The organism is Azonexus sp. GW821-FHT04F04, assembly GCF_059420025.1.
In genome coordinates this window covers 13,216-33,911 of record NZ_JBWKSX010000002.1, presented here as the reverse complement: position 1 = coordinate 33,911, position 20,696 = coordinate 13,216, and the positions used below count along the sequence as shown (strand labels likewise).

21 protein-coding genes are annotated in these 20,696 nt (G+C 62.8%); 16 read left to right on the top strand and 5 right to left on the bottom strand.

Annotation, left to right across the window (positions count from 1 at the left end; genetic code table 11):
• The first annotated feature begins 65 nt into the window (after positions 1-65).
• On the top strand, positions 66-764 hold the full coding sequence (gene phoB / locus AC07TV_RS05555; RefSeq protein ID WP_494647412.1) for a phosphate regulon transcriptional regulator PhoB: 699 nt from the start codon (positions 66-68) through the stop codon (positions 762-764).
• 70 nt (positions 765-834) lie between these two features.
• On the opposite strand, the gene AC07TV_RS05550 is transcribed toward phoB, so the two are convergent.
• On the bottom strand, positions 835-1,449 hold the full coding sequence (locus tag AC07TV_RS05550) for a lytic transglycosylase domain-containing protein (RefSeq protein WP_494647411.1): 615 nt from the start codon (positions 1,447-1,449) through the stop codon (positions 835-837).
• 193 nt (positions 1,450-1,642) lie between these two features.
• Between AC07TV_RS05550 and gspG the strand changes: the two genes are divergently transcribed.
• From gspG to AC07TV_RS05515, 7 genes are read left to right on the top strand one after another with little or no spacing between them, the layout of a single operon-like run.
• Complete coding sequence (gene gspG / locus AC07TV_RS05545) at positions 1,643-2,086, top strand: type II secretion system major pseudopilin GspG (protein ID WP_494647751.1); 444 nt, start codon at positions 1,643-1,645, stop codon at positions 2,084-2,086.
• A gap of 13 nt (positions 2,087-2,099) precedes the next feature.
• A complete protein-coding gene (locus AC07TV_RS05540) occupies positions 2,100-3,284 on the top strand; it encodes a type II secretion system F family protein (RefSeq protein WP_494647410.1) in 1,185 nt (394 codons plus the stop codon).
• 8 nt (positions 3,285-3,292) lie between these two features.
• On the top strand, positions 3,293-5,002 hold the full coding sequence (locus AC07TV_RS05535) for a GspE/PulE family protein (RefSeq protein ID WP_494647409.1): 1,710 nt from the start codon (positions 3,293-3,295) through the stop codon (positions 5,000-5,002).
• Positions 4,983-5,750: a hypothetical protein gene (locus tag AC07TV_RS05530; protein ID WP_494647408.1), complete on the top strand. Its 768-nt coding sequence runs from the start codon at positions 4,983-4,985 to the stop codon at positions 5,748-5,750. The genes AC07TV_RS05535 and AC07TV_RS05530 overlap by 20 nt, the downstream gene beginning before the upstream one ends.
• Complete coding sequence (locus AC07TV_RS05525; protein WP_494647407.1) at positions 5,743-6,270, top strand: hypothetical protein; 528 nt, start codon at positions 5,743-5,745, stop codon at positions 6,268-6,270. The genes AC07TV_RS05530 and AC07TV_RS05525 overlap by 8 nt, the downstream gene beginning before the upstream one ends.
• Positions 6,252-6,821, top strand: coding sequence for a hypothetical protein (locus AC07TV_RS05520; RefSeq protein WP_494647406.1), 570 nt, complete (start codon positions 6,252-6,254; stop codon positions 6,819-6,821). Before AC07TV_RS05525 ends, AC07TV_RS05520 begins: the two co-directional genes overlap by 19 nt.
• Positions 6,818-7,366 (top strand): hypothetical protein, encoded by a 549-nt coding sequence (locus AC07TV_RS05515; protein ID WP_494647405.1) that lies wholly within the window; start codon positions 6,818-6,820, stop codon positions 7,364-7,366. The genes AC07TV_RS05520 and AC07TV_RS05515 overlap by 4 nt, the downstream gene beginning before the upstream one ends.
• 54 nt (positions 7,367-7,420) lie before the next feature.
• Here the strand turns inward: AC07TV_RS05515 and AC07TV_RS05510 are convergent, their stop codons facing one another.
• On the bottom strand, positions 7,421-8,836 hold the full coding sequence (locus tag AC07TV_RS05510; RefSeq protein WP_494647404.1) for an esterase-like activity of phytase family protein: 1,416 nt from the start codon (positions 8,834-8,836) through the stop codon (positions 7,421-7,423).
• 308 nt (positions 8,837-9,144) lie between these two features.
• Here AC07TV_RS05510 and AC07TV_RS05505 point away from each other — a divergent pair, with 308 nt between their 5' ends.
• From AC07TV_RS05505 to rpoS, 8 genes are all read left to right on the top strand, one after another.
• Positions 9,145-10,656, top strand: coding sequence for a 3-hydroxybutyrate oligomer hydrolase family protein (locus AC07TV_RS05505; protein WP_494647403.1), 1,512 nt, complete (start codon positions 9,145-9,147; stop codon positions 10,654-10,656).
• Between the two features lie 146 nt (positions 10,657-10,802).
• A complete protein-coding gene (locus AC07TV_RS05500) occupies positions 10,803-11,099 on the top strand; it encodes a hypothetical protein (RefSeq protein ID WP_494647402.1) in 297 nt (98 codons plus the stop codon).
• Between the two features lie 137 nt (positions 11,100-11,236).
• A complete protein-coding gene (locus tag AC07TV_RS05495) occupies positions 11,237-12,988 on the top strand; it encodes an alkaline phosphatase D family protein (RefSeq protein WP_494647401.1) in 1,752 nt (583 codons plus the stop codon).
• 273 nt (positions 12,989-13,261) lie between these two features.
• Positions 13,262-13,579 (top strand): H-NS histone family protein, encoded by a 318-nt coding sequence (locus AC07TV_RS05490; RefSeq protein ID WP_494647400.1) that lies wholly within the window; start codon positions 13,262-13,264, stop codon positions 13,577-13,579.
• A gap of 2 nt (positions 13,580-13,581) precedes the next feature.
• Positions 13,582-14,322: a 5'/3'-nucleotidase SurE gene (surE, locus tag AC07TV_RS05485; protein WP_494647399.1), complete on the top strand. Its 741-nt coding sequence runs from the start codon at positions 13,582-13,584 to the stop codon at positions 14,320-14,322.
• Between the two features lie 26 nt (positions 14,323-14,348).
• Entirely contained in the window at positions 14,349-14,981 is a 633-nt protein-coding gene (locus AC07TV_RS05480; RefSeq protein ID WP_494647398.1) for a protein-L-isoaspartate(D-aspartate) O-methyltransferase, read from the top strand.
• The gene (locus AC07TV_RS05475) at positions 14,978-15,883 is read left to right on the top strand and encodes a peptidoglycan DD-metalloendopeptidase family protein (protein ID WP_494647397.1); all 906 of its coding nucleotides are present in this window, start codon (positions 14,978-14,980) and stop codon (positions 15,881-15,883) included. The genes AC07TV_RS05480 and AC07TV_RS05475 overlap by 4 nt, the downstream gene beginning before the upstream one ends.
• Positions 15,880-16,809 carry an RNA polymerase sigma factor RpoS gene (gene rpoS, locus AC07TV_RS05470; RefSeq protein ID WP_494647396.1) on the top strand — a complete coding sequence of 310 codons (930 nt, stop codon included), beginning with the start codon at positions 15,880-15,882 and terminating at the stop codon, positions 16,807-16,809. The genes AC07TV_RS05475 and rpoS overlap by 4 nt, the downstream gene beginning before the upstream one ends.
• Here rpoS and mltB read toward each other — a convergent pair.
• From mltB to AC07TV_RS05455, 3 genes are read right to left on the bottom strand one after another with little or no spacing between them, the layout of a single operon-like run.
• Positions 16,772-17,818: a lytic murein transglycosylase B gene (gene mltB / locus AC07TV_RS05465; RefSeq protein ID WP_494647395.1), complete on the bottom strand. Its 1,047-nt coding sequence runs from the start codon at positions 17,816-17,818 to the stop codon at positions 16,772-16,774. The genes rpoS and mltB overlap by 38 nt on opposite strands.
• Positions 17,815-19,746, bottom strand: coding sequence for a transglutaminase TgpA family protein (locus AC07TV_RS05460; protein WP_494647394.1), 1,932 nt, complete (start codon positions 19,744-19,746; stop codon positions 17,815-17,817). Before AC07TV_RS05460 ends, mltB begins: the two co-directional genes overlap by 4 nt.
• Positions 19,743-20,696 carry a DUF58 domain-containing protein gene (locus AC07TV_RS05455; protein ID WP_494647393.1) on the bottom strand — a complete coding sequence of 318 codons (954 nt, stop codon included), beginning with the start codon at positions 20,694-20,696 and terminating at the stop codon, positions 19,743-19,745. Before AC07TV_RS05455 ends, AC07TV_RS05460 begins: the two co-directional genes overlap by 4 nt.

Below are 20,696 nucleotides of genomic sequence, written 5' to 3'. Positions count from 1 at the left end.
ATCATCATCCGGTAATGTTGCCGGAATATCCTGAGCGGCTGTGAATGCAAGCAAATGGGCGAGAGATGTCTGCAAGAGTTCTTGTCGTTGAAGACGAGCCGTACGTCAACGAGTTGATCACGATTAACCTCAAGTACGCGGGGTTTGAGGTGCATGCCGTCGACAGTGCCGAGGCCGCCTGGCAGGTTCTGTCGTCGAACGCGCCCGATGTGTTGCTGGTGGACTGGATGCTGCCCGGCATGTCCGGTTTTCAGCTGATCCGCCATGTCCGCGCCGATTCCCGCTGGCGTGAAATTCCCGTGATCATGCTGACCGCCCGCAGCGAAGAGGTCGACAAGATTTCGGCACTTGAAATCGGCGCCGATGACTACGTGACCAAGCCATTCTCGCCGCGCGAACTGGTCGCCCGCGTCAAGGCGGTGATCCGTCGGCGCGACCCGAAAATGCTTGAAGGTTCGGTTGAAATCGGCGGTTTGCGCCTGGTGCCCAATTCGCGCAAGGCGTTGGCCGGCGAGGAGCCGATTGGTCTGGGACCGACTGAATTCCGCTTGCTGCATTTCCTGATGACCCATGCCGAGCGCGTCCATAGCCGCGGCCAGTTGCTCGATTATGTTTGGGGCGGTCGTTCACACATCGAGGAGCGGACGGTTGACGTGCATATCCGTCGCCTGCGCAGCGTTCTCGAAAACCACGCGCTGGACGGCATGGTGCAGACCGTGCGCGGTATGGGCTATCGCTTCTCGATCACCCCGGATGGCAACTAAGCCACTAATCCTGACTTTTTGATTTTGGCCAATATTTCCGGTTGACCGTGGGATTGGTCTGGAAAGGCGCTCAGTTTCCCTGCATCCGGCGGTAATGCGCGACGACCAGCGGCACGTAGCGCCGGGTTTCGGCGTAGGGCGGCAGGCGGCGGCCATGGCGGATGACGGCGTTTTCACCGGCGTTGTAAGCGGCCAGCGCCAGTTCGAGATTGTTGTCGAACAGTGCCAGCAGATCGCGCAGGTAGCGGGCGCCGGCGCGGATGTTTTCGCCGGGGTCGAGCAGGTTGACCGTGCCATAGCGTTTGGCAGTGCCGGGCAGCAACTGCATCAGGCCGGTTGCCCCCTTCGGTGAAACGGCGCCCTGGTTGTAGCCGGATTCGACGGTGATCACCGCATGCAGCAGCTTGGCGTCGACGCCGGACTCGTTGCTGGCGCGCATGACCGAATCGTGAAACGGCCGCTGGCCGTAGGGCAGGGCGAGTACGCCGCGCGGTGCGCGCAAGGCGGTGCGGGCCGGTTCGAAACGGTCGGCCAGCACCAGCCGGTAGCGCTTGTCGTCCGGAATGTTGCTCAGGTGCTCGACACCGTCCTCGTCGACAAAGCCGAAAATGCCGCCGACCGCCTGAGCCTGCAGGGGAGCAAGCGCGGTGACGGCAAGGCAGAAGAGGGCTGAGTTGAGGCGCATGGTCGAATCATAATCGAGTTGTCCGCCCAGCTTAACCTGCCTGTGTTACCGGGAATTGACCGGCGGGTAACCGGGGCTTGGCCAGCTTTCAGTGACGGTAGCGTCATGGTCATGTAACGCAGCTTGCATAGTATTATTCCCTGGATACTTAATCTCCCTTGGCGAACCCGTGTTGCATAAACTAATTTCCCGAATCCTTGGCCGCCTTTTCGCGCCCGGCGTCGTTTCCCGGCTGCGTCAGCGCGGATTTACCCTGCTTGAACTGCTCGTCGTCATGGTCATCATCGGTCTTCTCGCCGGTTATGTCGGGCCAAAGTATTTTTCGCAGATCGGCAAATCGGAAATCAAGGCGACGCGCGCCCAGATCGACGGCCTGGAAAAGGCACTCGACCAATATCGTCTCGATGTCGGTCGTTACCCCAATACCGAGCAGGGACTTGCCGCGCTGACCAAGCGTCCGGCTGGCGAGAGCCGCTGGCAGGGCCCCTACCTCAAGAAGGAGGTGCCGGCAGACCCGTGGGGCGCCGCCTACCAGTACGCCCAGCCCGGAGAACACGGCGACTTCGATCTCTTCTCCTTCGGCAAGGATGGCAAGGCCGGCGGCGAGGACGAAAACGCCGATATCACCAACTGGTGAGTCGCGGCTGACAATGGATTACGACGTGATGGCCGTCTTTCCCGGTCGGGGTGTTTGCCGACTGACGGTGGCGGCCGAATCACCGGAACTGCTTGGCGCAGCGCCGGCCTTGCAGGGCGGTGTCATCGTCTCGTCGCGGGCCATAGGCCAGCGCAGCGGACGGGCGCGCGGCGGCAAGTTTCCGCTGCCGCTGTTCACCCGGCAGATGCTCTCGCTGCTCAAGGCCGGCCTGACCGTCGTCGAAGGCCTGGAGACGCTGTCCGAGCAGGACCAGGGCTCGGCGACCTCCGAGGTCCTGAGCCGTCTGCTCGGCCACCTGCGTGAAGGGCAGTCACTGTCGACGGCGATGCAGCATCATCCCGAGGCCTTTCCCGATCTGTACGTGGCAACAGTCAGGGCCAGCGAACGCACCGGCGACATGCCCGAAGCGCTGCAGCGCTACATTGTCTTCCACGAAAAACTGGCCGACCTCAAGAAGAAAATCGTCAGCGCTGCCATCTACCCGGTCTTGCTGATGTCGGTCGGGGCGATTGTTACGCTCTTTCTGCTCGGCTATGTCGTGCCGCGCTTTGCCCTGGTCTTCGCCGATAGCGGGCGCGATCCGGAAGGGCTGTCGAGTCTGCTTTTCGCCTGGGGCGGCTTCATCAACAACCACGCTGCCGGGCTGGCTGTTGGCGTCGCGCTGGGCGTCGCCGCGCTGGTCGGCCTGTTCTCGCTGCCGCCCGTACGTGCCGCCGTCGCCCGCGCCGCCTGGCGCGTGCCGGCCCTTGGCGAGCGTATCCGGCTGATCTTCCTGGCGCGTTTTTACCGGACCACCGGCATGTTGCTGCGCGCCGGCATTCCCCTCAAAACGACGCTCGGCATGGTCGCCGACATTCTCCCCGTTGCCCTGCGCGCCGGCTTGCTGCAGGCGGTGGCCGACATCGAACAGGGGCGACCGTTTTCGCAGGCGGCCGAACGCGGCGGCCTGACCACGCCGGTGGCGCTGCGCATGATTGCCGTCGGCGAACGCAGCGGCCAGCTCGGCGACATGATGGAAGCCGTCGCCACCTTCTACGACGAGGAAATCAATCGCCTCGTCGACATGTTCACCCGTTTGTTCGAACCCTTGCTGATGACGGTGATCGGCGGCGTCATTGGTGGCATCGTGCTGCTTCTGTACATGCCGATCTTCGAACTGGCCGGCAATTTTCAGTAGAGTAAGCGATGAACTCACCAAGGGAGGCGCACTTGTCGATGGAACGCCAGGAACACGATGTCCTGCTCGGCGAGGCATGCCAGCTGGCGGCGGCCGGTCGTGGCCTGCCGGCCGTGATGGCTGCCCTGCAGGCCGATTTCGGCCAGAGCGAAGAGGCGGCTGGCGAATTGACGGCCCTGGCCTTCGGCCTCAATGCGATCAGCCTGGCTGAGCTTTCCGAACACTCGCTGGCCCTGTCGCTGGCGCCGTTTGCAGAATTCATCCGGCGTCAGGCGCTGGTCCTCGAAGCCGGCGATGCCTACCTGATCGCCACGCCCAACCCCTTCGACGTCACCGTGCGCGACTGGCTCGAAGGCCTGGTGCCGCTCGGCAAGCCGCTGCACTGGCGCCTGGCGCCGCCTTCGGTTTTAACTGCCTTCCTGGCCCGTGAAGAAACCCGGGTTCGGGCGCTCGACGGCAGTCTGAGCGGCGAGGGCGGCCAGATCGCCATCGGTTCGGTGGCCGAAGACCTCTCGCTGCAACGCATTTCCGAAGACGGCAGCGCCGTCGTCCGTCTCCTGCGGTCAACGCTGCACGATGGCCTGAAAGCCGGGGCCAGCGATATCCATGTCGAGGCCAACAATCGCGGCCTGGCCATCAAGTACCGCATCGACGGCGTGCTCAATTACGCCGGGTCGATCGACGGCGTCGACACCGCCGAGCAGATGATTTCCCGCGTCAAGGTGCTCTCCGAGCTCGATATCTCCGAGCGCCGCGTGCCGCAGGACGGCCGTTTCAAGGTCAGCTGGCAGGACCGCGAGATCGACATCCGCGTCTCCATCATGCCCAGTATCTGGGGCGAGGACGCCGTGTTGCGCGTGCTCGACAAGCAGGCGCTGACCGATCACCTGCAGGGCCTGCGTCTCGACGCCATGGGCTTCGACGCCGACATCATGGCGCGCATCCGCCGGCTGTCCAGCGAGCCCTACGGCATGGTGCTGGTGACCGGCCCGACCGGTTCCGGCAAGACGACGACGCTCTACGCGGCACTGACTGAAATCAACGACGGCAAAGACAAGATCATCACCATCGAAGATCCGGTCGAATACCAGCTTTCCGGCGTCCTGCAGATCCCGGTCAACGAGAAAAAAGGCCTGACTTTCGCCCGCGGCCTGCGCTCCATCCTGCGTCACGACCCGGACAAGATCATGGTCGGCGAAATCCGCGACTCGGAGACGGCGCAGATTGCCGTCCAGGCCGCGCTGACCGGTCACCTGGTATTCACCACGGTGCACGCCAACAATGTTTTCGACGTCATCGGCCGCTTCCTGCACATGGAAGTCGACCCATACAACCTCGTTTCGGCGCTCAACGGCGTTGTCGCCCAACGGCTGATCCGTACCCTGTGCCCGGCCTGCATGCAGCCGACGACACCGACCGGCGAAGAACTGACCGATGCCGATATCGGCACGGTGGCCGGTGCCGACTGGAAATTCCGCCGCGCGGTCGGCTGCGGCACCTGCCGCGGAACCGGCTATCGCGGCCGCAAGGCCATCGCCGAACTGCTCGTTCTCAACGACGAAATCCGCGAACTGATCATCAGCCGCGCCCCGATCCGCCAACTCAAGGAAGCGGCCCGCCGTAACGGCACCCGCTCACTGCGCGAAAGCGCCCTCGACCTCGTCCGCGACGGGATAACCAGCCTGGAAGAAGCCAACCGTGTCACTTTCGTGGCTTGACCGCCTGACCCTCTTCATTCACCCGCAGCGCGTCGTTCTCGAACGGCAGCCGTGGCGCGGTGCGCCGTCCAGCCAAACGGCCGAGGTGGCGCCGCCGACGCCGGGCGAAGCCGACTGGCAGCCGGTGCTGGCCGCTGCCGATGCCTTGCTCAAGACTGCCGGCCAGGGGGCTGCCCTGCGCATCATCGTCGCCGACCATCTGGTCCGCTACACCTTGCTGCCGTGGAGCGAGATGCTGACCGGCAAGGCGGCCCGACTGGACATGGCCCGCGCCCTGTTTCGCAACGCGCTGGGCGAACGGGCCGCGGCGCTGGACATCGCGCTCGACCGTCCGTCCTTCGGCAAGAGCGGCATTGCCGCCGGTATCGACCGTCAGTTGCTGGCTGGCCTGCGCGCTGCCGCCAAGGCCCGGCGCCTGCGCCTGAACAGCGTGCAGCCGCGGCTGATCGCCGAGCTGGCGGCGCAGCAGACACAGTTGAACGACGGCTGGCTGGCCTGCCTCGACCTCGGTTGGCTGACCCTGGCCGGCGTGCGCGACGGCGAGCTTGCCAGCCTGCGCAATCACCGCGCCAGTACGACGGAGCCGGCCATTCTGGCGGGTGAGCTGGCCGGCTTGCTGGCCGCCGAATCTGCCACGGTCAACGGGAAAAAAGTGCTGATTTCTGCATCTGCCGTCGTCGCCCCAAAGCTCGCCGGCGGCTGGGAAACGATGCTGGTTACGCCAGTCACCGGAGGCACCCATGCGTGATTTGGGCCTGGATTTTCAGCCGCGCCGACCCGGCCTGTTGACGGTTGTCCTGCTCCTCGCCGGCGTGCTGCTTTGCGCTGACGCCTGGCTCGAAGACCGCACGCTGCTCAGCCAGCAGGAGGAAGTCGAAGCCCGGCTGGCCCAGGCCAAGCGGCGGGCCGATCGGGTCGATGCCGGCCGTCGTGACAGCCGCCCGGAAAACGTTTTTTCGGCCGAGGAAGGCAAGACCCTGCGCCAGACCATCGGCCTCATCCGCATCGACTGGGAAAAGCTCTACCGCAGCATCGACGCGGCAAGCAGCGAGGACGTCGCCCTGCTCGCCATTCGCCCCAGCGCGGCCGGCAAGGCGGTGCAGATTTCCGGCGAGGCGCGCAACATGGCGGCGGCGCTCGCCTTTGTCGAAGCCCTGCGCCGCGAACCGCTCGACAAAGCCGTGCTGCTCTCGCATCAGATCAAGCAAAGCGACCCGCAACAACCCATCCTCTTCGAGATTGCCGCAACATGGCTGACCGGTTCCTGAACCTCCTGCTCGCTCGCCTGCGCTTTGCCGTGGCCAATCTGCCGGTGCTGCCGCTGATCGCCTTTTTGCTGGTCGTTGCCGCCGCGCTGACCCACATTGTCGTGTTGCCCGGTCGCGAAGACGCCATCGAGGAAGCCGAGCGTCGTCTGGCCAGCCTCGAACGCAGCGCCCGCCGCGCCACAATGGAAAGCCAGACCGAGCGCGTGACCCCGGAAGATACCCGGCAGCGCCTGCTCGACCGTTTTCCCACCGAGGACCAGCTCAATGCCGAGCTTGGCAGCCTGCTTGAACTGGCGAGCAAGGAAGGCCTGCAAATTCCGACTGGCGACTATCGGCTGGTGCCCGGCAAGGATGGTCTTTTTGACCGCTACGTGCTGAACCTGCCAGTCAAGGGCAGCTACCAGACCATACGCCGCTACGTGGCCGCGGTGCGCCAGGAGTTCCCCGATCTGGCCGTCGAGGACATCAGCCTGCGCCGTGAAAACATCGGCAGCGGCGACGTTGAGGCGCAATTGCGCTTCATCCTCTTCGGCCGGAGGAAGACGGCATGACGCCGAAACAACGCTGGATCATTCTCGGCGGCCTGCTCTCAGCTACCCTCGTCGCCGGCTACCTGATTGACGACGAACCGGTGCCGGAAAAGAGCAAGCGCAAGGGCAGTGTTGCCAGCAAATCAGCCGCTTCGTCGGCGGCGGAGAGCCGGCGCGTCGGGGCGAAGGAACGGACGACCGAGCTGGCCGCCGCGCCACTCAATTTTCCCGAGCCGGCGCTGCTCGAGGCAGTCGATGAGAGCAAGACGGAGGAGGGCACCAAGCCCATCGACCCCTTCCGCAACAAGAGCTGGTACGTCGCGCCACCGCCACCCAAACCGCCCAAACCGACAGCCCCGCCGCTGCCTTTCCAGTATCTCGGCAAGCTCAGCGAGGGGGGCGAAACACGCGTCTTTCTCAACCATCAGGGCAAACACATCATCGCCAAGGTCGGCGACGTGATCAATGGCACGTATGGCGTTGAAGAGATTTCCGGTGGCCAGATGACTTTTCTCTACCAGCAGCTGAATGAAAAGCAGGTGCTGGGCATCGGCTCCGACAAGTAAGGCGGAGCCGTGCTGCACAGCGTCCCGCACTGCTGTGCGGGACGGCTCAGAAGCTTACTTCGCCTGACGCCGACGGGCGGTAAAGCCGATCAAGCCAAGACCAGCCATCAGCATGGCCCACGATTCCGGTTCCGGGACGGGTGCCGTATAGCCGGCGAGGTCGGCGGCGCTGACCTTGTAGGCGTGCAGGACACCGGGCAGCAGCTTGTAGTCGCTGTTAAGCGTGGCGCCAGTTGCATCGGCGGTGCTGATGCAGCCGGTGGTCTGGCCGAGCGGGCACTGGATCGAAGTGGCATACGGATCAGCATCGCTGAAACGGAAATAGACGTCGAACTGCTCATTTGAGCCATTCTGCGTGACGCTGTAGTCGTTATCGGTGCCGGCCAGCATCAGGAAGCTGCCGTCGGCCAGCTTTGGTCCGATGGCCAGGCCTTCCCATTTTTCCGGCGACTTGTTGCCGAGGGCGGCCAGCGTGTCGGCATCGAGATCGAGGAACTTGGCCGATTTGCTGACCTTGGTGTAAACGGCGCCGACAGCATCGAGATCGATGCTGCTGACATCGGTCGCACCGGCTATGTCAATTTTGTAGACTTCCTTATCAGCGGTTCCAAGCGTAGCGCCAACCCCGATGCCCTGATTGTTGCGCTCGAGAACATAAAACTCGTGATCATTGATGGCGACCAGCGAGGAGATTCCTTGCCCCTGGCTGGAGCGCTTCATGTCGTAAGCGTACTGGGCAACTGCTGTGCCGGTTTCAATATCGAACTTGACGATACGATTCGTCTTGCCGCTGCTGCCGCCTTCGTCAAGTATGGCGCTTTGCAGCATGGCATAGGCGTACTTGCCATCCGGGCTGATGGCCAGACCTTCGAAGCCGCGATTGGTCCGTTTTCCTGCCGTGTTGCCCGTGTCTCCGGCAAAGTTGGCAACGCCGGATGCACCGTTGCGCGGGATCAGATTGGCCGGCGTAACGAAGGTGCGGAGCAGATTGCCGTTGCGGTCAAATTCACGTACTGACGGGCCGTACTCGTCGGAAACCAGGAAGTTGCCGGTCTTCGGATTGACGACGAAACCTTCCGGGTCCATCGAATTCCCCAATGTGCTGGTCGGGCTCGGGGCAATGCCGTTGAGCGAACTTCCGGCATTGTTGAAAACGATGGTTTGCTTGATCTGGAAGTTGGAGATGGCGCCGGTGTTGTAATCGACGTCGAGCGAGAAGCGCTGGACGCGGGTGTCGTAGCTCAGCGTGCCGCCGCCCGGACCACGATCGGACAGGCCCCACCACTCGTTGCGGTTGGTGTCGTAGTAAATATCGGAGAAATAGCCGAGGCGGCCGTTGTTGACCGTCGTGCCGCCGGACAGGTCGAGCATCCCGCCATCCAGGGTCAGGCCGTTGACGAAAGTCGGGGCAGCCTGGGCGGCGCCGGCGAACAAAATGCTCAGCAATGCGATTGTTGGTTTGAGTTTCATGATCTCTTTTTCAGGTTCGATGTTGTCGAAAGTTGGATCGCCGGATATCGAACGGGCGCTATCTGATTGTTGCGCCACGCCTTCGTCTTTGCGCCGGCATTCCCCCGCGCCTGACTCTAGATCTGGTTTGTTGCCGGCATATGACAAATGGCGTCATGGCGAATGATCCAGACATTTTTTGCTATCTTTCTAAGGGTTTTCCATACCCATTTTTCATGACTAGGCAGCCCCGGGCTGTATTAGGATGTCATGCGGTTGGCTGCCACGGTCAACCGGAAATTTTCCCCAAAATCAGAAGGAGACAAAACATGAAAAGACCCAATATTGCGTCGTCGCTACCGGCCGTCCGCTACCTCGGCGCGCTGATCATGCTGCTCGGCGCCGGCGCTGCCCAGGCTGACCGGTGCGCCAGTCTGATTCAGGCTTTCGGCAATCAACTGGTCGATGTCAGTTGCGTCGACAGCGCCGACCTGACCACCGCCAACCCGGCGACGACCCCTGCCAACAACTCGCTGCCCGGCCTGCCGCCTTTTGCCTTCACCCCGCAGACCGACCGCGCGACGATTGCTCCGGACGCCGCCAATCGCCCGCCGATCACCGCTGCGGTGCCCGGCGTTCAGCTCAACGCGCGGATCGCCAGCGACCCGACCGGTCAGGCGCGCTTCCTGTTGCGGCTGCCGGCCAAATGGAATGGTCGTCTCGTCGTCGCCGGTGCCTCCGGCACGCGCAGTGAGTTCAACGGCGATTTTGCCTGGAGCGATTACGTCGTCCAGAAGGGTTACGCCTACGCCTCGCAGAACAAGGGCGTGCTCAATTTGAAGTTCAGTGACGCCAGCGACCCGCTGGCCTGCCGCCTCAACCCCACTTCGCCTTTGTGGGTCCAGTTTTACGATAACGGCCCGGGCCAGGAATTCACCCGCTGGCGCGACTACATGGTGCTCGCCTCCAAACTCGCCCACAAAGGCGCCGCGGCCAACTACGGAAAATCGCCGCGCTACACCTACGCCGTCGGCACCTCGAACGGCGCCTACCAGGTCCGGCGGGCCGTCGAGTCAGCGCCGGAATGGTTCGATGGTGGCGTCGATTGGGAAGGTACTTTCGTCGACGAAGGTGGCCCGAACCTGCTGACCGATCTGCCGACGGCTGTCCTCAACTTCCCTGATTACGTCGCCGGCGGCATGAGTTCGACCAGCACCGCCGCCAAAAACATCCGCGGCGCCGGCTACCCGCCCGATCTGGGCACTGGCGCCACCTCGCTGTGGTCGATGAATTCCGCCTCATTCTGGGAAGTGACGCTGTGCCAGTGGCAGAAGCGCCTCGATCCGACCTACGACACCTACGGTAGCGGACCGGAAAACTACAACTACTTCGCCCGCCTGCCGGTGTCCAGTGCCGACGACAACGTCGCCGATTTCGCCACCACCGGCCGCATCCAGCGTCCGCTCATCACCGTCGCCGGCACCATGGATGCATTGCTGCCGATCGATCACCACGCCCGCGCCTACGCCCGCAAGGTCGCGGCGAGCAGCACTGAGCGCTTTGATGACGATGACCATCATCGGCGTCGTCACCATCACCATGATCGCAATCCGGCCTACCGGCTCTACGAAGTGCAAAACGGCAACCACATCGAAACCTACAAGCTGACTTTGCCGCAACTGGAGTTCATCCAGCCGCATGCCCAGCGCGCTTTCGATCTGCTGGTCAGCCACGTCGAGCACGGCAAGGCGCTGCCGCCTGACCAGTGCATAGCACGCGGCGCCGCCATCGCCGACGCACCGGCCCAGCCCGGACACTGCGCCGAACTGCTGGCGCCCTGATCTGACGCCGCTTTTTTGGCGGCATTCGCAGCGGCACATGCTCCCGACGGGAGCATGTGCCGCTTTGCAATCTGTCGTCATATTTTGTTCACCGGGAGGTAACGGAGACGCACTACATTTCAGTTGCTTGAGTGAAGGAGAACGCCATGACGCGTGACGAAATGATCCGATTGCTGGTCCTTGACCGCCTTGAATACCGGGATGATCAGGCGCGCTATCTGCACCTGCAAGGGGTGCTCGAAAACGGTTTTCGTGGCTTCCGGAGGTTGTCAGACCATGAGCTGGCGGCCGAAATCGAGGCGCTCGGACTGGACGGCCAGCTCGATGTCGCCGACGGGCTGGATGACGATCTGGATACCTTTGCCGACGACGGCCTGTTTGACTCCAGCCTGTCAGTCGGTCACGTCTTCATCCTCAAGCAGTCCGCCGACTTCTCGCAATAAGCCGTCAGGCTGGCAGCGCGGGAACGCACGCCTCAATCAGTGTCGCCACTGGCCAATTTCACTGACATTTTCCGGCAATGCTGTTGTAATTCTCCGGCGCTAGGCTGGGCTACCTTCATCTCCTCCAGGCAGCCCTCATGACCACTCGCACTCCGACCCAACGTCGCCGTTTTCTCCGTCATTTCGCCATGGGCAGCGTCGCCGCCTCGGCCGGCAGCCTGCTGCCATTGCGTGCCATGGCCCACGGTTTCGATGCGGACGACCTGTTCTCCGATGACCAGCGCGCCCTGGCCCACTTTCCGCATCGCCACAAGGTCAGTTTCGAACACGGCGTCGCCAGCGGCGACCCGCTCGCCCGCAAGGTCATCCTCTGGACGCGCGTTAGCAGCGAGCGCGGCGGCATCGTTCCGGTCAAGTGGGAAATGGCCCTCGACGCGGCTTTCCGTCGCGTCGTCCGCGCCGGTATCGCGCTCACCGATGGCCGCAAGGATCACACCGTCAAGGTCGATGTCAGCGGTCTGAAGCCGGACACCGTCTATCACTATCGCTTTGCCGTCGGCCATACGGTATCGCCGACCGGTCGTACGCGCACCTTGCCGGTGGGCAGCGTCGCCAAGGTCAAGCTCGCCGTGTTCACCTGCTCCAACTTCCCGGCCGGTTATTTCCACGCCTACCGTGAAGCGGCGAAGCTCGAAGGCATCCATGCCGCCGTCCATCTCGGCGACTACATTTATGAATACGGCCGCGATGGCTACGCTTCGACCGATGCCGCCGCGCTCGGCCGCGAAGTGCTGCCGGCCGGCGAGCTGCTGACGCTCGACGACTACCGCCAGCGTTACGCCCAGTACCACACCGATGCCGACCTCCAGGCCGTGCATGCCGCCATGCCCTTCATCAACGTCTGGGACGACCACGAGATCGCCAACGACACCTGGAAGGACGGCGCCGAGAATCATGACTCGGCCAGCGAAGGTCAATTCACCGTCCGCCGCGCCGCCGCGTTGCAGGCTTTCCACGAATGGCTGCCGATTCGCGCCCCGGACCCCCGTCGACCGCAGCAGATCAACCGCAGCTTCGCCTTCGGCAACCTGCTGGCGCTGCACATGCTCGATACCCGCGTCATCGCCCGCGACCGGCAGATGGAGTACGCCAATTACTTCGGCAGCGACGGCAGCTTCGACAGTGTGCGTTTCGCCGCCGACCTGGCCGATACCGACCGCCAGTTGCTCGGTGCCGAACAGCTGCTCTGGTTGCAGGATCAACTCGCCGGTTCCGGTGCCACCTGGCAGATGCTCGGCCAGCAGGTGCTGATGGGCCGCATGAATATCCCGGCGCCGCTGGTCCTCGGTCAGATCAGCTTCTCCGCCTACTCGGCGCTGGTCTACAAGGCGCAGACGGCACCCGCCACGCTGACCCCGCAGGAACAGTTCATCCTCGCCCAGCCGGCCATTCCCTACAACCTCGACGCCTGGGACGGCTATGCCATGGCGCGGGAAACCGTGCTGGCCATGGCCAGAGGGCTGAACAAGAACCTCGTCGTACTGGCCGGCGATACCCACAACGCCTGGGCGAGCGATCTTGAGGACTACCAGGGCAACGCAGTCGGCGTCGAGTATGCCGTCGCATCGGTCTCCTCGCCGGGTCTCGAGGAATATTTCCCGAGCGAAAACCCGCTCGCCGTGGCGGCCGGGCTCGAAGCCATCATCGGGCCACTCAAGTACGCCAACACCGGCGACCGCGGCTACATGGTGGTCACCGCCACACCGGGTGAGTGCCGTTGCGACTGGCGCTATGTCAGCACCGTCAAGGCAGAGGAGTACACCATGCTGGCCGGCAAATCGCTGCGCACGCTGCCTGGTGTCGCCAACCGGCGCCTGATCCCGGTCTGATGGAGAGGTCGTGTTTGCAGCCATTTCAAAATGGGCCGTTTTTTCCGGTTGACCGTGGAATGACCTGTCCGTTGTCCTGTCCGGGTCGGCTACATTCCTGAATAGCCAAGACTTCGCTGGCAAACAATAGTAAACTGGCGGCTGTGCGGCATTTTTGCCGCCGGTTGCACCCATTAAAAAAACCGGCAAATGCCGGTTTTTTTAATGGGTGGCGTTGAAAAAATGTTTCAAACAAATTAAATTGTCGCCACCTATTTATATAAGGAAATAATCATGGATATTTCTACGCTTACCGTTGCTCAATTGCGCGATTTGCAGCAGCAGATTCCGGCCGAAATCAAACGTCGCGAAGCCCAGGAAAAGATTAATGTCCTGAATGAATTGCGTGCCTTGGCCAAAACCCATGGTTATGCCATTGAGGATTTGCTCGGCAAGGAAGTCAAGGTCAAGACGACGACCGGTAATAAGGTCAAGGTTAAATACCGTCATCCGCAAAATGTCGAACTTGAATGGACTGGTCGCGGCCGCAAGCCGAAATGGGTCGAAGCCTGGGTGGCCAATGGTGGCTCTCTGGATAATCTGCTGGTTTGATCATGCGTATTCTGCTGAGTAACGACGACGGTTATTTTGCGCCGGGGCTTGCCGCCCTGGCTGAGGCGCTGCACGACCTGGGTGAGGTCGTCGTCGTTGCTCCCGAGCAGAATCGCAGCGGCGCCAGTAATTCGCTGACGCTGGATCGGCCATTGTTTCTGAAAAAGGCGGCAAATGGCTTTCATTTTGTAAATGGCACGCCAACCGATTGTGTCCATTTGGCCGTTACCGGCATGCTCGATGAATTACCGGATATTATCGTTTCGGGAATAAATAACGGCGCCAATATGGGCGACGACACGATTTATTCGGGTACCGTTGCGGCAGCGACGGAAGGTTATTTGCTCGGCATTCCCTCCATCGCCATTTCCCTGACCAACTTCGAGGGAGACAATTATGCGACGGCTGGCCGTGTCGCCCGCGAATTGGTCGAGCGCTTTATTCGCGATCCCATTCGCGAACCTGTTTTATTGAATGTAAATGTCCCTGATATTCCCTACGCTGATTTGAATGGCATGGAAGTGACCCGTCTTGGTCGTCGGCATAAAGCCGAGCCGGTGGTGAAAATGACCTCGCCGCGCAGTGAAACCGTTTATTGGGTGGGCGCCGCCGGTGCAGCCGCCGACGCAGGGCCGGGAACCGATTTCAATGCCATCGAGCGCGGTGTTGTTTCGATTACCCCGTTGCAGATCGACTTGACGCATGCCGCCCAGCTGCCTTCGATTCGCCAGTGGATGAAGTGAGTCACGGCGTGTTGCAAGGTATCGGCATGACGTCGCAGCGAACCCGGACACGGATGATCGAGCGCCTGCGCGAAAAAGGTATCCGCAACGAAGCCGTTCTCAAGGCGATGGCCGCTGTTCCGCGCCACGTCTTCGTCGAGGAGGCTCTGGCTTCGCGGGCCTACGAGGACACCGCCCTGCCGCTCGGCATGGGGCAGACCATTTCGCAGCCCTATGTCGTGGCACGCATGATCGAGTTGCTGCTCAATGGCCGCAAGACGCTGGGCAAGACCCTTGAAATCGGTGCCGGTTGTGGCTACCAGGCCGCCGTGCTGGCCCAGTTGACCAACGAAGTCTATGCCGTCGAGCGGCTGGCGCCCTTGCTCGAAAAGGCCAAGGGCAACATGCGTACCCTGCAGCAGTTCAATGTTCGCCTCAAACACGCCGATGGCCAGTTCGGATTGCCCGAGGCCGGGCCGTTTGACAGTATCATTGTGGCAGCAGCCGGGGCCAGTGTACCGCCTGCCTTGCTCCAGCAGCTTGCTCCTAATGGGCGTCTGGTATTGCCAGTCGGTGCTGCGGAGCAGTATCTTAGTTTTATAGAACACACGCCGCAGGGGTATGTCGAAACCCGGCTTGATGCCGTACGTTTCGTCCCGCTACTTTCAGGAACGCAATGATTCGAATCGTCGTCGCACTATTTCCCATCCTGCTCCTGACTGGCTGCATCTCCCAGCAACCGGTGCCGGCGGTCGATCGCTCGACCTCCAAGGCTGTTGCTCAGCCGGCCGGCCCTGGTTATTACACGGTGAAGCGCGGTGATACCCTGTACCGGATCGCACTGGAACACGGCCAGGATCACCGCGATGTCGCGACCTGGAACAATATCGCCAACCCGTCGGCGATCAAGGAAGGCCAGATCCTGCGCGTTGCACCGCCGGGCGCTGGCGCCGAGCCTGTCCCAGATGGCGCGGTCACCAAACCGATTGAGGTTGGCGCTGCCGTCGAGTCTCGCTCGCTTGATCAGCCGGCCGGCAGTGTTGCCGCTACCCAGCAAAATGGCGCATTGAAGCGTGAGCCGCGTGTCGGCAAGGAGCCTTATTCGGATGAAGCCTACGCCCGCCTGAACAAGGCCGGCAGCGAAACCGCCAAGCCGGCCGAGATCAAGCCGGAAGCGAAACCCGAGGTGGCACCGGCCGTTGCCACCGGTCCCGACGATGTACCCTGGATGTGGCCGACGTCAGCCAGGCTCTCGGCGCCATACAGCGATGCCGGCAACAAGGGCCTGGATTTCGCCGGCAAGGCCGGTGATCCCGTCCTGGCCGCCGGCGATGGCAAGGTGGTCTATGCCGGTAGCGGCCTGCGCGGCTTTGGCGAACTGGTCATCGTCAAGCACAACGCTACCTATTTGTCGGCTTACGCCCACAACCGCAAGATTCTCGTCAAGGAAGGCCAGCAGGTCAGCCGCGGCCAGAAGATCGCCGAAATGGGCAATACCGATGCGGACTCGGTCAAGCTGCACTTCGAAATCCGTAAACAGGGCAAGCCGGTCGATCCGGCGCAGTATCTACCGAAAAGATGAGCGATATCGGCGAGGGCGTGGATGACGAGTTCGAGGGGCAGCCCGATGAATCGGTCCTGCTTTCGGAGCCTGAGACAGCGTCTCCGGAAATCGAGCTGCTCGAGGATGTCACCCAGCTTTATCTGAGCGAGATCGGCGCCAAGCCGCTGCTCACCCCGGAACAGGAGCTGGCGACGACGCGGCTCGTCCGGGCTGGCGATTTTGCCGCCCGCCAATGCATGATCGAGCACAATCTGCGGCTCGTTGTGAATATCGCCAAGCATTATCTGAACCGGGGAATCCCGCTGCTTGACCTGATCGAGGAAGGCAATCTCGGCCTGATCCACGCGCTGGAAAAGTTCGATCCGGAACGCGGTTTCCGTTTTTCGACGTACGCCACCTGGTGGATACGCCAGAACATCGAGCGCGGCATCATGAACCAGTCGCGCACCATTCGGCTACCGGTGCATATCGTCAAGGAAATCAACGTCGTTCTGCGCGCCATGCGCCATCTGGAATCCGCCGACAAGCGGGATTCGACGGTGGAACGTATTGCCGCGCTGATCGACTGGCCGGTCGAGGATGTACGGCGCACGCTGTCGTTCAACGAACATATTGCCTCGCTCGATGCGCCGCTCGACATTGATCCCAGTCACACCATCGCCGAAGTCATCGCTGACGACGGCGGCAGCGATCCGGAGTCATTGCTGCAGTTGAGCGAAGTTGGCTCGCTGGTCGGCGACTGGCTTGATCAACTGAGCGAGCGCCAGCGTTCAGTCATTGAGCGTCGTTACGGTTTGAATGGTGCTGACGTGGCGACGCTCGATGTCATCGCCCACGATCTCGGACTGACCCGCGAGCGGGTCCGGCAGATTCAGATGGAAGGTCTGGATCGCCTGCGCAAGATCGTCAAGCGCGGCAATATCTCTCGCGATTCTCTGCTGTAGCTGCGCACATCCGGCCGCGGATTTCTTCGGCCAGCTGGAAAACCGACATGGCGTAGAAGCTTGACCGGTTGTAGCGCGTGATCACATAAAAGTTATCGAATCCGAGCCAGTATTCCGTCTCGCGCCCGGGTGAGACAAGGTCGATCAGCGCCGCCGTCGTTTGCGGGTCGATGTTGGCGCGGATGCCTTTGTCGGCCAGATCGGCGACCTTGAGGCTGGGGCGGATGCCGGCCTGAATCAGTTCAGCCTCCGGCGTGCCGGCCGTCATGGCCTGTACGGCGATGGGTTGCCCGGCTTGCCAGCCATGTTGTTCGAGAAAGCGGGCGACGCTGCCGATGGCGTCGTCGACGCTGTTGCCCAGGTCGACGCGCTGGTCGCCGTCGAAATCGACAGCATAGCGGCGCTGACTGCCCGGCATGAATTGCGGGATGCCGATGGCGCCGGCAAACGAGCCTTTGACGGCCATTGGGTCGAGATTGTTCTCCCGCGCCAGCAGCAGGAACTGTTCGAGTTCGGTGCGGAAAAACTCGGCCCGCCGCGGGTAGTTGAAAGCCAGCGTGGACAGTGCCTCGAAGACACGGAAGCCGCCCGTGTTGCGGCCGTATTCGGTTTCGACGCCGATGATGGCGACGATGATTTCCTCGGGGACGCCATAGAGCGCCGAGGCCTTGGCCAGTTGCCCGGCGTTTTCCTGCCAGAAACTGACACCGCCATCGATCCGCCGCTCGTTCAGGAAGCGTGGCCGGTAGCGTTCCCACGAGCGCTGCAGCGGCGAGGCGGGCGGCTGGATGAGCTTGAGGACGGTGGCGTTCGGGCCAGTCTGGGCGAACTGGCTGATCAGCTCGTCAGCCTTGAAGCCGTGGCGGGTTTCGAGGTCGCGGGCAAATTCGATGGCGGCCGGATCGTCGGCGAAGGTCGGCGTGTTCGGCTTGGCATGTTGCCCGGCATTGGCCAGCGTGGTCAGGGCGGCGAGGAGCAGCGGGGCAAGCGTCAGTTTGAGTTTCATCATCGCAATTGCGCGATGGCATCGCGCAGTGTCTTCAGGTGTTTGTCGGTGTTGCCGTAGCGCGCTACAAGGTAGGCGTCGACCACGCGCTGGAAAGGTTCGGCCAGTTCCGGGCGTTGTTCGCGAACGCGTCGGGCCAAGTCCAGAGGCGTTTCCCAAGGCGAGCAGTCTACCTTTCTTCGGGCCAGATGTCGCAGCGCCTTGTGCCACAGCCGAACGACCGGGTCGCTTTCCGGGCGTTTGTAGAGCGCCCAGCCCATCAGACCGGCGACGAGCAGGCCGCAGGTGCTGCCCAGGGCGATGACCAGAGCTTGCCAGTCGGTGTCGGGCAGGCCGAGGCGGGCGAGCAGTTCGCGCTGGCGTCGCGGATCGTAGCCGAGGATGTTCTGGTTCCAGGCGTTGTTGATCGCCTCCCAGCGATAACGCAGTGTACGCACCCAGTCGGCGCGCCATTGTACGAGTGCCGGCAGTGGTTCACCGAAGCCCAGTGCATCGGCGATGCCGGTTTCGATTCGGCTCGGCGACACGGCGGCCGTCGGATCAACGCGGACCCAGCCCTTGCCATCGAGCCAGACTTCGGCCCAGGCATGGGCATCGGACTGGCGAACCACGAGATATTGATCGAGCGGATTGAATTCGCCGCCCTGATAGCCGCCGATGACGCGGGCCGGAATGCCGGCGGCACGCATCAGCGTCACGAAGGCGGCGGCGTAGTGCTCGCAGAAACCCCGTTTGCTCTGGAAAAGGAAATCGTCGATGCCGTGCCGGCCGAGCAGCGGTGGTCGCAGCGTGTAGGTGAAATCGGCCGCGAACAAAGCGAGCGCCTTGCCGATAACGGCTTCCGGCGTGTTGCCCTGACGCCATTGGGCGGCCAGGGCGCGGGTCTGCGGATTGCCTTCGGGCAGGGCGAGGTTGCGGCGTAGCACCAAGGCGTCTTCGCTCGCGTTGAAACGGTAATCGAGGCTGGCCGATAGTCGAAAGCGCTGGCGCTCGTTGATGGCATTGCGGCTGACTGCGGTCAGTGTGCCATTCACCTCTATTTCGGCCGGCAGTTCGGCCGGCGCGTCGAGGGCCAGCAGCCAGCGCTGGTTGTGCGCCTCGATCGTCGTTTCGTAGGCGATGGGTGGCGAAATGCGTTCCAGTTGAGGCGCCGGGTGGCGACCTTTGTATGGTTGCCAGGTTGTGCCGTCGAACTGCTCCATGACCGGGCCGCGCCAGTAGAGCTTTGGCCGGGGCGGTAGCGGCCCGTCGAAGCGGACGCGAAAGGCGATGTCGGCATTCTGGACAAGCTCGGCGATGCTGCCTGGCGACATGCTGTCGGACAGCCCCGTCTTGCCGGCGTAAGCGTCGGTTGGCAGGCCCCAGAGCGGCCCCGAAATGCGCGGAAAGAGCAGGTACAGGACGAGCATGAAAGGAATGGCCTGCAGGCAGAGCACGCCGGCGTAGCGCAGGGTGTCGCGCGGCTGGCTGGTCGGGCCGCCATGCAGGCGGACCAGCGTTGCCGTGACCAGCCACATTGCGGCGAGCAGCCAGAGGCCGGTCGGGATGCTTTGCGAGTACAGGTAGTGGGTGAGCAGCAAAAAGTAGCCGAGGGTGACGACGACCATCGCGTCGCGTCGCGACTTGAGCTCGAGCAGTTTCATGGTCATGAACATGACCAGCATGGCGACCCCGACGTCGCGCCCGAACAGCGTGTGGAATTCGAGCAGGATGCCGGCGCTGCCGGCGCCAACCAGCGGGATCAGTATCCAGCGGCCGGGCAGGCGCTGGTCTTTCCACCACAGCCAGACGGCCCACAGCAGCAGGGCGCCGGCCACCGCGCTGAGCCACGGCGGCTGATGCATGAAGTGCGGCGCCGTCGTCGCCAGTGCTGTGGCGAACAACCAGGGCGTGGCGTGGCGGTCGAGGGCTTCGCGGGCTGGCGTGCTCATGGCTGGCAAAGGGCGAGGGCTTCGAGGCACAGCTGGCGATGACGCTCGCCGCTGCCGGTCGGGATATCGAAGCCGGGCAGGCGCAGGCCGTAATGGGCGTCGGCGGCATCGGCGGCGAGCACCCAACCGGTCAGGATGCCGATGCGGGTTTCATTGGCCAGCGCGGCATCGGTCAGTTGCCAGTCAAGCATCAGCTCGACCTGTGCGCCACCGGCAAACTGCTTGATCAGTAGCGGGCCTTCGCCGGCGTTGCGGGCGCTGGCTTTCCAGGCGACGTGGCGTGGCGAGTCGGCCGGCTGGCGTTCGCGGAATCCGGCGAAGTCCTCCTGGCCGCCGTCACCGCTCCGTTCGCCGCCGAGCGCTGTCGGCGAGGCCGGGGGCAGCGGCGCGGCAATCGGCTGCGGATAGACCAGGCAGCGCATGGCCGGCTGCAGGTAGGCCCAGGCGGTGAACAGGCCGAGCGGATAGCGTGTGGCCAGGCGGACACGCGGCAGGGCCAGCCAGCCGCGGCTTTTGGCGCTGACCGGAATATTCAATTTTGTGCTTTTTTTCCGGTTGACCGTGGCAAACACCGGATTGCCGCTTTCGGCCTCCAGTTCCAGTCCCAGGCGTGGGGTAGGGCGGTCGTTGTCGAGGGTGATCTGAAAATGCGCCATCTCGCCAGCGAAAACCGGCCCGCTCCGCCCTGGCGTGATGACCAGTCCGTGCAGGTTGCGAAAGGTGTGGATCATGCCGACGATGCCCAGCCCAACGAGCAGGAAAACCAGCGCATGACCGAGCGCCAGGTTGTAGTTGATGGCACCGATCAGCATGACGACGAGCGCCAGAGCGTAGAGCAGGCCGCCGCGCGACGGAATGATGAAAACGCGCCGCTGGCCGAGGCGCAGCGGTGCCGTGCCGTCGCTGCGCCAGCGAAACAGTTTTTGCTGCAGGGTGGCGACGATGCCCAC

Coding starts and splice junctions, on each gene's coding strand:
- AC07TV_RS05475 (WP_494647397.1), top strand. CDS start 14,978: ATGATTCGAATCGTCGTCGCACTATTTCCCATCCTGCTCCTGACTGGC.
- AC07TV_RS05510 (WP_494647404.1), bottom strand. CDS start 8,836: ATGAAACTCAAACCAACAATCGCATTGCTGAGCATTTTGTTCGCCGGC.
- AC07TV_RS05495 (WP_494647401.1), top strand. CDS start 11,237: ATGACCACTCGCACTCCGACCCAACGTCGCCGTTTTCTCCGTCATTTC.
- AC07TV_RS05500 (WP_494647402.1), top strand. CDS start 10,803: ATGACGCGTGACGAAATGATCCGATTGCTGGTCCTTGACCGCCTTGAA.
- AC07TV_RS05520 (WP_494647406.1), top strand. CDS start 6,252: ATGGCTGACCGGTTCCTGAACCTCCTGCTCGCTCGCCTGCGCTTTGCC.
- AC07TV_RS05490 (WP_494647400.1), top strand. CDS start 13,262: ATGGATATTTCTACGCTTACCGTTGCTCAATTGCGCGATTTGCAGCAG.
- AC07TV_RS05515 (WP_494647405.1), top strand. CDS start 6,818: ATGACGCCGAAACAACGCTGGATCATTCTCGGCGGCCTGCTCTCAGCT.
- phoB (WP_494647412.1), top strand. CDS start 66: ATGTCTGCAAGAGTTCTTGTCGTTGAAGACGAGCCGTACGTCAACGAG.
- AC07TV_RS05480 (WP_494647398.1), top strand. CDS start 14,349: ATGACGTCGCAGCGAACCCGGACACGGATGATCGAGCGCCTGCGCGAA.
- AC07TV_RS05525 (WP_494647407.1), top strand. CDS start 5,743: ATGCGTGATTTGGGCCTGGATTTTCAGCCGCGCCGACCCGGCCTGTTG.
- AC07TV_RS05460 (WP_494647394.1), bottom strand. CDS start 19,746: ATGAGCACGCCAGCCCGCGAAGCCCTCGACCGCCACGCCACGCCCTGG.
- surE (WP_494647399.1), top strand. CDS start 13,582: ATGCGTATTCTGCTGAGTAACGACGACGGTTATTTTGCGCCGGGGCTT.
- AC07TV_RS05540 (WP_494647410.1), top strand. CDS start 2,100: ATGGATTACGACGTGATGGCCGTCTTTCCCGGTCGGGGTGTTTGCCGA.
- rpoS (WP_494647396.1), top strand. CDS start 15,880: ATGAGCGATATCGGCGAGGGCGTGGATGACGAGTTCGAGGGGCAGCCC.
- AC07TV_RS05550 (WP_494647411.1), bottom strand. CDS start 1,449: ATGCGCCTCAACTCAGCCCTCTTCTGCCTTGCCGTCACCGCGCTTGCT.
- AC07TV_RS05505 (WP_494647403.1), top strand. CDS start 9,145: ATGAAAAGACCCAATATTGCGTCGTCGCTACCGGCCGTCCGCTACCTC.
- mltB (WP_494647395.1), bottom strand. CDS start 17,818: ATGATGAAACTCAAACTGACGCTTGCCCCGCTGCTCCTCGCCGCCCTG.
- AC07TV_RS05535 (WP_494647409.1), top strand. CDS start 3,293: ATGAACTCACCAAGGGAGGCGCACTTGTCGATGGAACGCCAGGAACAC.